The sequence below is a fragment of the Clavibacter michiganensis subsp. insidiosus genome (assembly GCF_002240565.1).
Classification (GTDB): Bacteria; Actinomycetota; Actinomycetes; order Actinomycetales; family Microbacteriaceae; genus Clavibacter; species Clavibacter insidiosus.
Genome location: NZ_MZMO01000001.1, coordinates 2,452,902 through 2,466,193, shown reverse-complemented (window position 1 = coordinate 2,466,193; position 13,292 = coordinate 2,452,902). Strand labels below are relative to the sequence as shown.

Below are 13,292 nucleotides of genomic sequence, written 5' to 3'. Positions count from 1 at the left end.
TCCAGCACCCTCTCCCAGGAATCGCGCACCCATGCCAGCTCTGCCCACCCCGCCCCCCACGCCGCAGGCGCCGACCGCCCACCAGGGCGACGAGATCCTCACGGGCGCCGAGGCCGTCGTCCGCACCCTCGAGCTCCTCGGGGTCGACGACATCTTCGGCCTCCCTGGAGGCGCCATCCTCCCCACCTACGACCCGCTCATGGACTCGACGAAGCTGCGCCACATCCTCGTCCGCCACGAGCAGGGCGCCGGCCACGCCGCCGAGGGCTACGCGTCCTCGAGCGGACGCACCGGCGTCTGCATCGCGACCTCCGGCCCCGGAGCGACGAACCTCGTCACGGCCATCGCGGACGCGTACATGGACTCGGTGCCGCTCCTCGCGATCACCGGCCAGGTCTTCTCCACCCTCATGGGCACCGACGCCTTCCAGGAGGCGGACATCGTGGGCATCACGATGCCCATCACGAAGCACAGCTTCCTGGTAACCCGTCCCGAGGACATCCCGTCCACCATCGCATCGGCGTACCACATCGCCTCCACGGGCCGCCCGGGCCCGGTCCTCGTCGACATCACGAAGGACGCCCAGCAGCTCGAGGCGCCGTTCCACTGGCCGCCGAAGATCGACCTGCCCGGCTACCGCCCCGTCGTCAAGGCGCACGGCAAGCAGATCCAGGCGGCCGCGCAGCTGCTCGTCGAGGCGAAGAAGCCCGTCCTCTACGTGGGCGGCGGCGTGATCCGCGCCAAGGCGCACGAGGAGCTCCTCGCGCTGGCCGAGGCGGTCGGCGCGCCCGTCGTCACGACGCTCATGGCGCGCGGCGCGTTCCCCGACTCCCACCCGCAGCAGCTCGGCATGCCCGGGATGCACGGCACGGTCCCCGCGGTGCTCGCGCTGCAGGAGTCCGACCTGCTGGTCTCGCTCGGCGCGCGCTTCGACGACCGGGTCACCGGCAAGGCGTCGCTCTTCGCGCCGCACGCCAAGGTGGTCCACGTCGACGTCGACCCTGCCGAGATATCCAAGATCCGCATTGCGGACGTCCCCATCGTGGGCGACGCGAAGGACGTCATCGCCGACCTGGCCGTCGCGTTCCGCGAGGCGAAGGCCGCGTCCGCGGTCGAGCAGGACATCGCCGACTGGTGGACCTACCTCGACGGCCTCCGCGAGGAGTTCCCGCTCGGCTACACGGAGCCCGCGGACGGCCAGCTCGCGCCGCAGTACGTCATCCAGCGCATCGGCGAGATCACGGGACCGGAGGGCGTGTTCGCCTCCGGCGTCGGCCAGCACCAGATGTGGGCGGCGCAGTTCATCAAGTACGAGCGCCCCAACTCGTGGCTCAACTCCGGCGGCGCCGGCACCATGGGCTACTCGGTGCCCGCCGCGATGGGCGCCAAGGTCGCCCAGCCCGACCGCCACGTGTGGGCGATCGACGGCGACGGCTGCTTCCAGATGACCAACCAGGAGCTCGCCACCTGCACGATCAACGACATCCCCATCAAGGTCGCGATCATCAACAACTCGTCCCTCGGCATGGTGCGCCAGTGGCAGACCCTCTTCTACGAGGGCCGCTACTCGAACACCGACCTCAACACGGGCGGCGGCACCCGCATGGTGCCCGACTTCGTGAAGATGGCCGACGCGTACGGCGCCCTCGGGATCCGCGTCACCAAGCCGGAGGAGGTCGACGACGCGATCCGCCTGGCGCTCGCGACCAACGACCGGCCCGTCGTCATCGACTTCGTGGTCAGCCGCGACGCGATGGTGTGGCCGATGGTGCCGCAGGGCCTCAGCAACAGCGCCGTGCAGTACGCCCGCGACCACGCGCCCGACTGGGACGACGACCTCGCCGAGACCGGGAGGACCGAGAAGTGAGCCACATCCTGAGCCTCCTGGTGGAGGACAAGCCGGGCCTCCTCACCCGCGTCGCGGGCCTGTTCGCCCGCCGCGGCTTCAACATCGAGTCGCTCGCGGTCGGCGCGAGCGAGATCGAGGGCCTCTCGCGGATCACGGTTGTCGTGGACGTCGAGGCGCTGCCGCTGGAGCAGGTGACGAAGCAGCTCAACAAGCTGATCAACGTCATCAAGATCGTGGAGCTCGATCCCGGCCAGGCCGTCGAGCGCGAGCACCTGCTCGTCAAGGTGCGCGTGGACAACACGACCCGCTCGCAGGTGCTCGAGGCCGTGAACCTGTTCCGCGCCCGCGTGGTCGACGTGGCCACCGACGCGCTGATCATCGAGGTCACGGGCGACTCGGGGAAGGTGCAGGCCCTCCTCCGCGTGCTCGAGCCCTTCGGCATCAAGGAGCTCGCGCAGTCGGGGCTCCTCGCCATGGGGCGCGGGTCCAAGTCGATCACCGACCGCGTCTTCCGCACCCCCTAGCGCCGATCCCGGCGGGCCGCGGGGGGAGCCGTTAGGCTCCCCGCGCGCCGCGTCCGCGGCACCCGCACGTACCCGCCCGCACGACCACGCCCCGCCCGAGCGCGGGGCAGCCAGGCACGACCGCCCCTCGCCCTTCCGCGGGGACGACAGAACAAGGAGATCCATCACGTGACTGACATCGTCTACGACAACGACGCCGACCTCTCGCTCATCCAGGGTCGCAAGGTCGCCGTCATCGGCTACGGCTCGCAGGGCCACGCGCACGCGCTGAACCTCCGCGGCTCCGGCGTCGAGGTCGTCATCGGCCTCAAGGAGGGCTCGACGAGCCGCGCCAAGGCCGAGGAGCAGGGCTTCACGGTGAAGACGCCGTCCGACGCGTCCGCGTGGGCCGACGTGATCGTCATCCTCGCGCCCGACCAGCACCAGCGCGGCCTCTACGCCGACAGCGTCCGCGACAACCTCACCGAGGGCAAGACGCTCGTCTTCGCGCACGGCTTCAACATCCGCTTCGGCTTCATCGAGGCGCCCGAGGGCGTCGACGTCGTCCTCGTCGCCCCCAAGGGCCCGGGCCACACCGTGCGCCGCGAGTTCGAGGCCGGCCGCGGCGTCCCCGTCATCGTCGCCGTCGAGGTCGACGCGTCGGGCAAGGCGTGGGACCTCGCGTGGTCGTACGCGAAGGGCATCGGCGGCCTGCGCGCCGGCGGCATCCGCACCACCTTCACCGAGGAGACCGAGACCGACCTCTTCGGCGAGCAGGCCGTGCTCTGCGGCGGCACCTCGCAGCTGGTGCAGTACGGCTTCGAGACGCTGATCGAGGCGGGCTACCAGCCGCAGATCGCGTACTTCGAGGTGCTGCACGAGCTCAAGCTCATCGTCGACCTCATGTGGGAGGGCGGCATCGCGAAGCAGCGCTGGAGCATCTCCGACACGGCCGAGTACGGCGACTACGTCTCCGGCCCGCGCGTCATCTCGCCGGATGTCAAGGAGAACATGAAGGCCGTCCTCGCGGACATCCAGTCCGGCGCGTTCGCCGACCGCTTCATCAAGGACCAGGACGCCGGCGCGCCCGAGTTCCTCGAGCTGCGCAAGAAGGGCGAGGAGCACCCGATCGAGTCGACCGGCCGCGAGCTGCGCAAGCTCTTCGCGTGGAACAAGGCCGACGACGACTACACGGACGGCTCGGTCGCCCGCTAGCCGATGCCCCACCCGCTCCACCGGACGCCCGGTCGCCTCGCGCGGCCGGGCGTCCGCGCGTCCCCAGGGCGTCGAGGCACGCGGCGGGCGTCCGGATCCGAGCACGTACGATCGGGGGATGCCCCGGACCCCCGACGACGACGCCCTCAGCTGGGCCGGCGAGGACGCGGATCCCACGCTCGCCCGCTCGCCCGAGCCGCAGCGGGCCGTGCCACGCCGCCGCCCCGACGCCGCACCCGCGACCGCGACCGGGAGCGGCCGGGCGTCCGCCCTCGGTGCGACGGCCGCGCGCCGGGCCGCCGCGTCCGGATCCGCCGCGGGATCCGCCGCGGGATCCGACGAGCCGCGTGACGGCCTCGCGGCCGACGACGACGACCGCGCCGCCCCCGACGCCTCGCCCGAGGTGGTGGGGCTCGCCTTCTTCGGCGCCGTCGCGGTGCTCGAGACCATCGCCTGGTTCTTCGTCGTGCGCGACAACCCGTCGAGCGCCGGATCCGCGTTCCAGGTCGGCGTCGCGCAGGCGACCGAGGCGCTCACCGTGCTCGCGCCGCTGCTGTGGCTGGCCGCCGTCGTCGCCGCCCTGCGCGGGATGCGCGTCGGACGCCGCATGCTCGTCCTCGCCGCGGGCGCCGTGGTCCTCTTCCCGTGGCCCTGGGTGGTGACCCGGTGAGCGGCGAGCAGCCCGCCGTCGACGCCACCGGGACCGCACCCGCACGGAGGCTCCGGGGTCGGCCGACGCGCGCCGGCTGGGTCGTCGGGATCCTCGGCGCGCTCTCCCACGGGATCCTCGTGTGGCAGGCCGTCGACCAGTACACGGCCTTCCGGGACATCGCGACGGCGTTCGGCGGATCGCTCCGGCCGGGCACGCTCGCGACGCTCGTCGGCGCCATCCTCGTGCCCGTCGTCGCGTTCGTCCTCGCGGCGCTCGCCACGCGCGGCCGGCCCGCTGCCGCGCGCGTCCTCGTCATGCTCGCGGGCCTCGCCGCCGCGAGCGCGCTCACGGTCGGCCTCGCGGCGCTGCTGCCGCTCGTCTAGCGACGCGCGGCGCCGGCGACGGACCGCTAGAGCGGCCACCCGGCGAACAGCACGAGCACGATCAGCACCGCCTGCGCCACGAGGCGTGGCACCAGCGGGATCGCGATGCGGCCGAAGCGCTCCGGGTGCCGAGCTGCGTACGCGTTCGCGGGGAAGACCGCGACCAGGAAGACGGCCAGCGCGATGCCCGCGGCGAGCCGCAGCGGCTCGACCAGCAGGCCGATCCCGCCCGCGATCTCGCAGAGCCCCGTGAACCACACGAGCGCCAGCGGAGAGGGCACGCCGGGCCGCCGGAACGACGGCGGGATGATCGCCGCCATGGCCCGCGCGGCCTTCGGCACGAAGTGGTTGACGCCCATGCCGACGAAGACGAGGGCCAGCAGGATCCGCACGGCGAGCTGGATCGCCGCCCACGTCACATCGCTCATCGCCCCATTCTGGGGCCACTAGCATGTGAGGGTCCCAGCCGCCCCCGCCCGAAGGACCGCTCTTGACCAAGCCCGTCGTCGTCATCGCCGAAGAACTCTCGCCCGCCACCGTCGACGCCCTGGGGCCCGACTTCGACGTCCGATCCGTCGACGGCACCGACCGCCCGGCCCTGCTCGCGGCCCTCGCGGAGGCGGACGCCGTGCTCGTCCGGTCCGCCACGAAGATCGACGCCGAGGCCATCGCCGCAGCTCCCCGCCTCCAGGTCGTCGCCCGCGCGGGCGTGGGCCTCGACAACGTCGACATCAAGGCCGCGACCACCGCGGGCGTCATGGTCGTGAACGCGCCGACCTCCAACGTCATCTCGGCCGCCGAGCTCGCCATCGGCCACATCCTCTCGCTCGCGCGCTTCATCCCGGACGCGAGCGCCTCGCTCAAGCAGGGCCTCTGGAAGCGCTCGTCCTTCACGGGCGTCGAGCTCTACGAGAAGACCATCGGCATCGTCGGCCTCGGTCGCATCGGCACGCTCGTCGCCCAGCGCCTCGCGGGCTTCGGCGCCACGCTCGTCGCGTACGACCCCTACGTCACGCCCGCACGCGCGCAGCAGCTCGGCGTGCAGCTCCTCCCGCTCGACGAGCTGATGAGGGTCTCGGACTTCATCACCATCCACATCCCCAAGACGCCCGACACCACGGGCCTCATCTCCACGGAGCAGTTCGCGCTCGCGAAGCCGTCGCTCCGCATCGTCAACGCGAGCCGCGGCGGCATCATCGACGAGGACGCGCTGTACACGGCGCTCAAGTCGCAGCGCATCGCGGGCGCCGGCCTCGACGTGTTCGTGAGCGAGCCGCCCACGGGGTCGCCGCTGCTCGAGCTCGACAACATCATCGTCACGCCGCACCTCGGCGCCTCCACCGACGAGGCGCAGGAGAAGGCGGGTGTCTCGGTCGCGAAGAGCGTGCGCCTCGCGCTCGGCGGCGAGCTCGTGCCGGACGCGGTCAACGTCGCCGGCGGCGTCATCGACCCCTACGTGCGCCCCGGCATCCCGCTGATGGAGAAGCTCGGCCAGGTGTTCTCCGGCCTCGCGCACGAGGCGCTCACCAGCATCGACGTGGTCGTCCGCGGCGAGCTCGCGGGCTACGACGTCAGCGTCCTCAAGCTCGCGGCGCTCAAGGGCGTGTTCACGAACGTCGTGAGCGAGAACGTCTCCTACGTGAACGCGCCGCTCCTCGCCGAGCAGCGCGGGCTCGAGGTGCGCCTCATCACGGACGCCGTGTCGGAGGAGTACCGCAACGTGCTCAGCATCCGCGGCGCGCTGTCCGACGGCACGCAGGTGTCGGTGTCGGGCACGCTCACGGGCACCAAGCAGATCGAGAAGCTCGTCGAGATCGACGGCTACGACGTCGAGGTGCCGTTCAGCCGCCACCTCATCGTCATGAAGTACGAGGACCGCCCCGGCATCGTCGCGGTCTACGGCAAGGAGTTCGGCGACGCCGAGGTCAACATCGCCGGCATGCAGATCGCCCGCCAGGAGGCCGGCGGGCGCGCGCTCAGCGTGCTCAGCGTCGACTCGCCCGTGCCGGACGGCGTGCTGGAGAACGTGCGGCGCGCGATCCAGGCCACGTCGCTGCGCGAGATCGACATCGCCGACTGAGACCCGTCGGACGGACCCGCGCGAGGGCGGCTGCTGCGGCGGCCGCCCTCGCGGCGCGTCCGGACCCGGTCAGCCGCGGGTCGAGCGGAGCCTGACGAGGTCGTCGACCACGCGGATGAGCTCGTCGAGCGCGTCGTCCGCGGGCGCGGATCCGCCGAGCCAGGGCTGCAGCGCGCTGTTGTAGTAGAGGCCGTCGCCGATGAGGAGCACGGCGCGCGCGACGGCCGGGTCGCCCACGGCCTCGAGGATCACGGCGGCCCACTCGTCCTGCAGGTGCGTGAGCGTGTCGCGGGCGCGCGGGTGGTTGCCCTGCGCGAGCCGGGAGGTGGCGACGTACGTGCGGTCGAAGGGCGTGGCGGTGGACAGCGAGCTGCGGATCCAGAGGTCGACCGGTCCCCGTTCCGCGGCCCGGAGGCGCGCGACGTCCGCCTGCGCGAGCGCCGCCATGCGCGCGAGCAGGCCGTCGACGAGCGCCTCCTTGCCGCCGAAGTGGTAGAGCAGCCCGCCCTTGGAGACGCCGGCCGCCGCGGCGACGGCCTCGAGCGTCGTGCCGCGCTCGCCCTGCTGCACGAGCAGCTCCTCGAAGGCGTCGAGGATGCGGTCGCGCGCGCCTCCGCCGGGGGAGGACGCCGGGTCGGGTCCGGCCTCGGGCGCGGGTGCGGGGTCGTCGGGGGGAGTGGCGGGCATGGATCCAGCGTAGCGGCGGGTTGCCCGCTGTACCAACCGGACGGTACAGTGATCCCGGCCGCTCCCGCGGCCCCGTCCGCGCACCCCGCGCCCCACGCCTCCCGACGTCAGGAAGCCCCGTCATGTCCACGCCCCGCACCGCATCCGTCCCCGTGACCGCCGTCGCCGGCCGCGCCGGGCGACGCCAGTGGGCCGCGCTCGTGGTGCTGATTCTCCCGGTGCTCCTCGTCTCCATCGACAACACGGTGCTGAGCTTCGCGATGCCGTCCATCGCGCGCGACCTCGAGCCGTCGGGCGCCGCCCAGCTCTGGGTCATCGACGCGTACCCGCTCGTGCTCGCGGGGCTCCTCGTCGCGATGGGCAACATGGGCGACCGCTACGGCCGCCGGCGCCTCCTCATGATCGGCGCGGCCGGCTTCGGCGTCGTCTCGGCCCTCGCCGCGTTCGCGACCGACGCCTCGCATCTCATCGCCGCGCGCGCCGCGCTCGGCTTCTTCGGCGCGATGCTCATGCCCTCCACGCTGTCGCTCCTCCGCTCGATCTTCACCGACCGGAAGCAGCGCCGCCTCGCCATCGCGATCTGGGCGTCGGGCTTCTCCGGCGGATCCGCGCTCGGCCCGCTCGTCGGCGGCGTGCTGCTCGAGCACTTCTGGTGGGGATCCGTGTTCCTCGTCGCGGTGCCCGTGATGCTGCCGCTGCTCATCCTCACGCCCGTGCTCGTGCCGGAGTCGAAGGACCCGGCGCCCGGGCCGATCGACGGGATCGCGATCCTGCTGTCGCTGGCGACCGTCGCGCCCCTCGTCTACGCGATCAAGACGTTCGCGACCGAGGGCGTCACGCCGCTCGCGCTCGCCGCGCCCGTCGTGGGCGTGGTCGCCGGCATCCTCTTCGTGCGCCGCATGTCCCGCGCGCGGAACCCCATGCTCGACGTCGCGCTCTTCCGCGAGCCGGTCTTCACGGGCGCGGTGCTCGTCAACCTGCTGAGCGTCGTCTCGCTCGTCGGCTTCCTCTTCTTCGTGACGCAGCACCTGCAGCTGGTCGCGGGCCTCGACCCGCTGGCCGCGGGCTTCGCGCTCATCCCGGGATCCGTGGTCGTCATCGTCTCCGGGCTCGTGATCGTGCCGATCGTGGCGCGCGCCCGCCCGTCGCGCGTCGTCGCCATCGCGCTCGCGTTCTCCGCCGTCGCCTACGCGCTGCTCGCGGTCACCGGCAGTGACGCATCCGTGGGCCTCCTCGTGTTCGCGTTCTGCCTGCTGGGCGCGGGCATCGGCGCCTCGCAGACCATCTCGAACGACCTGATCATCGCGGCCGTCCCGCCGGCGAAGGCGGGTGCGGCGTCCGCGGTCTCGGAGACGGCATACGAGGTGGGCGCCGTGCTCGGCACGGCCGTTCTCGGCAGCATCCTGACGGCCAGCTACCGCACGGGCCTCACGCTGCCCGCCGGCCTCTCCGAGGGCGACGCGTCCGCGGCCCGGGAGACGCTCGGGGGAGCGGTCTCGGTCGCCGAGCGCGTGCCGGCCGACATGGGCGCGGCGCTGCTGGAGTCGGCGCACCGTGCGTTCGACGGCGGCGTGGTGACGACGTCGATCATCGGCGCCCTGCTCATGGTCGGCGCGATCGTCATCTCGCTCACGAGCCTGCGTCGCGCCAGCTCGCACGACTGACCGAGACCCGATCCGTGACGCACGACGGGCCCGTCACCTCGCGAGGTGACGGGCCCGATGCCTGCGGGGGAGCGGATCAGACGACGTTGTCGTCGGAGCGCTCGCTTCGCGTGATGCGCTGGCCGGTCGCGGGGTCGATGCGCGTGCGCGTCTCGCTCACGGCCGTGCGGCGGCGGGCGAGGAGCGCGACGCCGATGATGATGACCAGCGCGCCGCCGCCCATCAGGATGTAGCCGACGAGCTGCAGGTCGACGCCCGGGACGGTGAGGTCGACGGCGAACGCGAGTATCGCGCCGACGACCACGAGGAAGATTCCGAGGCCGATGCTCATGCGGTGCTCCTTGGGTCGTGCCCGCCGAGTAGTCGGACGCCCTCAACGTAGCGCCGGTGCCCCGCGACGGACAGGTAGCCTGTCCGGAAACCCACGAGTCCCGGGAGGATCCATGCCCCGCACCATCTCGCTCGCCGTCGTCCCCGGGGACGGCATCGGTCCGGAGGTCGTCCACGAGGCCCTCCGCGTGCTCCGGGAGGCGGTCCCCGACGACGTGTCGCTCGACACCACGCAGTACCCGTTCGGCGCCGGCCACTACCTCGAGACCGGCGAGATCCTCACCGACTCCGACCTCGCCGCCCTCGCGCAGCACGACGCGATCCTGCTCGGCGCGGTCGGCGGCGACCCGCGCGACGCGCGCCTCGCCGGCGGCATCATCGAGCGCGGCCTGCTGCTCAAGCTCCGCTTCGCGTTCGACCACTACATCAACCTGCGGCCCACCACGCTGCTGCCCGGCGTCGTCTCGCCGCTCGCCGCGCCCGGGGAGGTCGACTTCGTCGTCGTCCGCGAGGGCACCGAGGGACCGTACGCGGGCAACGGAGGCGTGCTCCGCCGCGGTACCGAGCACGAGATCGCGACCGAGGTGTCCGTGAACACGGCGCACGGCGTCGAGCGCACCGTCCGCTTCGCGTTCGAGCTGGCCTCGACGCGCGACCGCAAGCGCGTCACCCTCGTGCACAAGACCAACGTGCTGACCTTCGCCGGATCCCTCTGGCAGCGCACCGTCGACCGCGTCGCCGCCGAGCACCCGGACGTCACGGTCGACTACCTGCACGTCGACGCCACGATGATCTTCCTGGTCACCGACGCGTCGCGCTTCGACGTCGTGGTCTCCGACAACCTGTTCGGCGACATCATCACCGACCTCGCCGCCGCGATCTCGGGCGGCATCGGCCTCGCCGCGTCGGGCAACGTCAACCCCACGGGCGCGTTCCCGAGCATGTTCGAGCCGGTGCACGGATCCGCGCCCGACATCGCCGGCCAGCAGAAGGCCGACCCGACCGCGGCGATCCTCTCGGTCGCGCTCCTGCTCGACCACCTGGGCCTGCCCAAGGCCGCCGCGCGCGTCACGGCCGCGGTATCCGCCGACCTCGCCGCGCGCGCCGCGGGCGACGCCGCACCCCGATCCACCGCGGATGTCGGCGACGCCGTCATCCGCGCCCTCTCCACGAACCACTGAAGGACCCCATGAGCTCCACCAGCACCACCACCGGCACCGCCTTCCCCCTGTCCTTCGAGCAGACCCCGTCGGAGACCGCCCGCGCCGACGCCGAGCGGGAGGCGATCCTCGCCGACCCGGGCTTCGGCAAGCACTTCACGGACCACATGGTCCAGATCGACTGGACCCTCGACGCCGGCTGGCACGACGCGCGCGTCGTCCCGTACGGGCCGCTCCAGCTGGATCCGGCCGCGAGCGTGCTGCACTACGGCCAGGAGATCTTCGAGGGCATGAAGGCGTACCGCCACGCCGACGGATCCGTCTGGACCTTCCGCCCCGACCGCAACGCCGCCCGCCTGCAGCGCTCGGCCCGCCGCCTCGCGCTGCCCGAGCTCCCCACGGAGGACTTCGTGGAGTCGGTGCGCCAGCTGGTCCGCGCCGACCTGGACTGGGTCCCGTCGGCGCCCGAGCAGAGCCTCTACCTCCGCCCGTTCATGATCGCCAACGAGAGCTTCCTCGGCGTCCGCGCCGCCCAGCGCGTGGGGTACTACGTCATCGCGAGCCCCGCGGGCGCGTACTTCACGGGCGGCGTCGCGCCGGTGTCCATCTGGCTGTCCACGCAGTACTCCCGCGCGGGCAAGGGCGGCACGGGCGCCGCGAAGTGCGGCGGCAACTACGCCGCGTCGCTCCTCCCGCAGGCCGAGGCCGCGTCGCACGGCTGCGCGCAGGTGCTGTTCCTCGACTCCGAGGAGGGCCGCTACCTCGAGGAGCTCGGGGGCATGAACATCGTGCTGGTCTACAGGGACAGCCGGCTCGTCACACCCGACTCCGAGAGCATCCTCGAGGGCATCACGCGCGACTCGATCCTCGAGCTCGCGCGCGACCGCGGCCTCACGGTCGAGAAGCGCCGCGTCGAGCTGTCGGAGTGGGTCGACGGCGTCGCGTCGGGCGAGATCACGGAGGTGTTCGCGTGCGGCACCGCGGCGGTCATCACGCCGATCGGCCGCCTGATGGGCGAGGGCCTCGACGTCGGCGACATCGACGCGCCCGCCGGCGAGCTGACGATGTCGCTGCGCCAGGAGCTCACCGACATCCAGTACGGCCGCATCCCCGACCGCCACGGCTGGCTCACGCGCCTCGACGCGTAGCGCGCAGCACGGTGCCTCGTGCCGGCGGCCGCGCGCCGTCCGCACGGCTAGGGTCGTCAGCGTGAAGATCGCGCGTTTCAGCACCGGTGACGACCCCCGCTTCGGCATCCTCGACGAGGAGGAGGGCCACCTGGTCGTCCTCACCGGCGACCCCATGTTCAGCGGCTACCAGACGACGGGGGAGCGCGTGCCGCTCGCCGACGCCCGGCTGCTCGCCCCGGTGATCCCGCGCTCCAAGGTCGTCGCGGTGGGCCGCAACTACGCGGCGCACGCGGCCGAGCACGGCAGCGAGGCGCCCACCACGCCGCTCATCTTCCTCAAGCCCAACACCTCGGTCATCGGTCCGGACGACGCGATCCGCCTCCCCGCCGACAGCCAGCAGGTCGAGCACGAGGGCGAGCTCGCGGTGGTCATCGGCCGGATCACGCGCGACGTGTCCGTGGAGGACGCGCGCCGGTCGATCTTCGGCTACACGATCGGCAACGACGTGACCGCCCGCGACATCCAGCACTCCGAGAGCCAGTGGGCGCGCGCCAAGGGGTACGACACGTTCTGCCCGCTCGGCCCGGTCATCGAGACCGAGGGCTCGTTCGAGGACGCGGTCATCGAGACCCGCGTGGACGGCGAGCTCCGCCAGTCCGGCCGCACCAGCGAGATGGTGCACTCGGTGCCCGAGCTCATCGCGTTCGCCTCGCGCGTGTGGACCCTGCTGCCCGGCGACGTGATCCTCACGGGCACGCCCGCGGGCGTCGGCCCCTTCACCGACGGCCAGGTCGTCGAGGTGTCGATCGAGGGCATCGGCACGCTCTCCAATCCCGCGCGCGCCCGCGCCGGACCGTGATCCGCCTCGGTCGTCCCGCGCGCGTCGCGCTGGCGGCCGCGGCGGTGGGGCTGCTCTCGGGCTGCGTGTACGACGTGTCGGACTACGGGCTGGAGACGCCGGAGCCCTCCGACACGGGATCCCCGACCGCGACCCCCGTCGTGGACGAGCCGCCGCCGCTCGACCTGCCCGCGGGCTGCGCGCCGGGCGACCTCGCCATCGACTGGGCCGAGCCCGCGGTGGGTCCGGCCGACGACCTCCTCGCCGTCCGGACCATGCAGGTGCGGGTCCCCGGCCCGGGGGAGCAGCCCGGCCTCGGCTCGACCCCGCAGAGCGTGACGCGCACCGACACCGAGCTCGTGCCGCCCGTGCGCCTCGAGGTCGACGCGGCGGGCGGCGGATCCGCGACGGCCGTCGATCCGCTCACGCCCGATGCGGTCTGGGCGCCGTACCTGCTCGGCGACCTCCGCGACCGGGACCTCGTCCCGCCGCGATTCGGCCGCTCGCTGCAGCTCGTCTCCTTCGATCCGGTCCTCGACCGGGAGGCGCGGTACGTGATCGGCTACCTCGGGGCCACGCGGTCCGTGCGCTTCACGATCACCGGCTGCGACGGCGCGTTCCGCTCCACGGGATCCCTGGTCGGGCTCGACCCCATGCGATACGCCGGCGCCGTCCTCCTCGAGTGCGGCGTGCCGCCCGGCGACCAGTACGACCGGTGGGACCTGCTCGAGCCGTACTGCGCCGACGTCGCGCCAGGCACCGACGGCGCGGCGCAGCCCGAGCCCTAGAATCGTCAGCAGG

At 72.8% G+C, this 13,292-nt stretch carries 14 protein-coding genes; 11 read left to right on the top strand and 3 right to left on the bottom strand.

What is annotated here, in order from left to right; all coding sequences use genetic code 11:
* The first annotated feature begins 31 nt into the window (after nt 1-31).
* From B5P21_RS11955 to B5P21_RS11935, 5 genes are all read left to right on the top strand, one after another.
* Nucleotides 32-1,867: an acetolactate synthase large subunit gene (locus tag B5P21_RS11955; protein WP_236688801.1), complete on the top strand. Its 1,836-nt coding sequence runs from the start codon at nt 32-34 to the stop codon at nt 1,865-1,867.
* Complete coding sequence (gene ilvN / locus B5P21_RS11950; RefSeq protein ID WP_015489796.1) at nt 1,864-2,373, top strand: acetolactate synthase small subunit; 510 nt, start codon at nt 1,864-1,866, stop codon at nt 2,371-2,373. The genes B5P21_RS11955 and ilvN overlap by 4 nt, the downstream gene beginning before the upstream one ends.
* A gap of 168 nt (nt 2,374-2,541) precedes the next feature.
* Complete coding sequence (ilvC, locus tag B5P21_RS11945; protein ID WP_094171194.1) at nt 2,542-3,567, top strand: ketol-acid reductoisomerase; 1,026 nt, start codon at nt 2,542-2,544, stop codon at nt 3,565-3,567.
* A gap of 118 nt (nt 3,568-3,685) precedes the next feature.
* A complete protein-coding gene (locus tag B5P21_RS11940; protein ID WP_094171193.1) occupies nt 3,686-4,237 on the top strand; it encodes a hypothetical protein in 552 nt (183 codons plus the stop codon).
* Nucleotides 4,234-4,602 carry a hypothetical protein gene (locus B5P21_RS11935; RefSeq protein WP_045527116.1) on the top strand — a complete coding sequence of 123 codons (369 nt, stop codon included), beginning with the start codon at nt 4,234-4,236 and terminating at the stop codon, nt 4,600-4,602. Before B5P21_RS11940 ends, B5P21_RS11935 begins: the two co-directional genes overlap by 4 nt.
* A 26-nt stretch (nt 4,603-4,628) precedes the next feature.
* On the opposite strand, the gene B5P21_RS11930 is transcribed toward B5P21_RS11935, so the two are convergent.
* A complete protein-coding gene (locus B5P21_RS11930; protein WP_045527118.1) occupies nt 4,629-5,030 on the bottom strand; it encodes a DoxX family protein in 402 nt (133 codons plus the stop codon).
* A gap of 62 nt (nt 5,031-5,092) precedes the next feature.
* Here B5P21_RS11930 and serA point away from each other — a divergent pair, with 62 nt between their 5' ends.
* Nucleotides 5,093-6,682, top strand: coding sequence for a phosphoglycerate dehydrogenase (serA, locus tag B5P21_RS11925; RefSeq protein WP_045527120.1), 1,590 nt, complete (start codon nt 5,093-5,095; stop codon nt 6,680-6,682).
* A 69-nt stretch (nt 6,683-6,751) separates the two neighbouring features.
* Here the strand turns inward: serA and B5P21_RS11920 are convergent, their stop codons facing one another.
* Nucleotides 6,752-7,369, bottom strand: a complete 618-nt coding sequence (locus tag B5P21_RS11920; protein ID WP_094171192.1) for a TetR/AcrR family transcriptional regulator — start codon at nt 7,367-7,369, stop codon at nt 6,752-6,754.
* Between the two features lie 122 nt (nt 7,370-7,491).
* On the opposite strand from B5P21_RS11920, the gene B5P21_RS11915 reads away from it, so the two are divergent.
* The gene (locus B5P21_RS11915) at nt 7,492-9,033 is read left to right on the top strand and encodes an MFS transporter (RefSeq protein WP_094171191.1); all 1,542 of its coding nucleotides are present in this window, start codon (nt 7,492-7,494) and stop codon (nt 9,031-9,033) included.
* Nucleotides 9,034-9,109: 76 nt separating this feature from the next.
* Here B5P21_RS11915 and B5P21_RS11910 read toward each other — a convergent pair whose 3' ends face one another.
* Nucleotides 9,110-9,364 (bottom strand): DUF6458 family protein, encoded by a 255-nt coding sequence (locus B5P21_RS11910; protein WP_012037789.1) that lies wholly within the window; start codon nt 9,362-9,364, stop codon nt 9,110-9,112.
* A 112-nt stretch (nt 9,365-9,476) separates the two neighbouring features.
* Between B5P21_RS11910 and B5P21_RS11905 the strand changes: the two genes are divergently transcribed.
* From B5P21_RS11905 to B5P21_RS11890, 4 genes are all read left to right on the top strand, one after another.
* Nucleotides 9,477-10,544: a 3-isopropylmalate dehydrogenase gene (locus B5P21_RS11905; protein WP_045527125.1), complete on the top strand. Its 1,068-nt coding sequence runs from the start codon at nt 9,477-9,479 to the stop codon at nt 10,542-10,544.
* Between the two features lie 8 nt (nt 10,545-10,552).
* Entirely contained in the window at nt 10,553-11,671 is a 1,119-nt protein-coding gene (locus tag B5P21_RS11900; protein WP_045527127.1) for a branched-chain amino acid aminotransferase, read from the top strand.
* A 61-nt stretch (nt 11,672-11,732) separates the two neighbouring features.
* A complete protein-coding gene (locus tag B5P21_RS11895; protein ID WP_094171190.1) occupies nt 11,733-12,512 on the top strand; it encodes a fumarylacetoacetate hydrolase family protein in 780 nt (259 codons plus the stop codon).
* Nucleotides 12,509-13,279 carry a hypothetical protein gene (locus B5P21_RS11890; protein ID WP_045527131.1) on the top strand — a complete coding sequence of 257 codons (771 nt, stop codon included), beginning with the start codon at nt 12,509-12,511 and terminating at the stop codon, nt 13,277-13,279. The genes B5P21_RS11895 and B5P21_RS11890 overlap by 4 nt, the downstream gene beginning before the upstream one ends.
* Nucleotides 13,280-13,292: the final 13 nt, after the last annotated feature.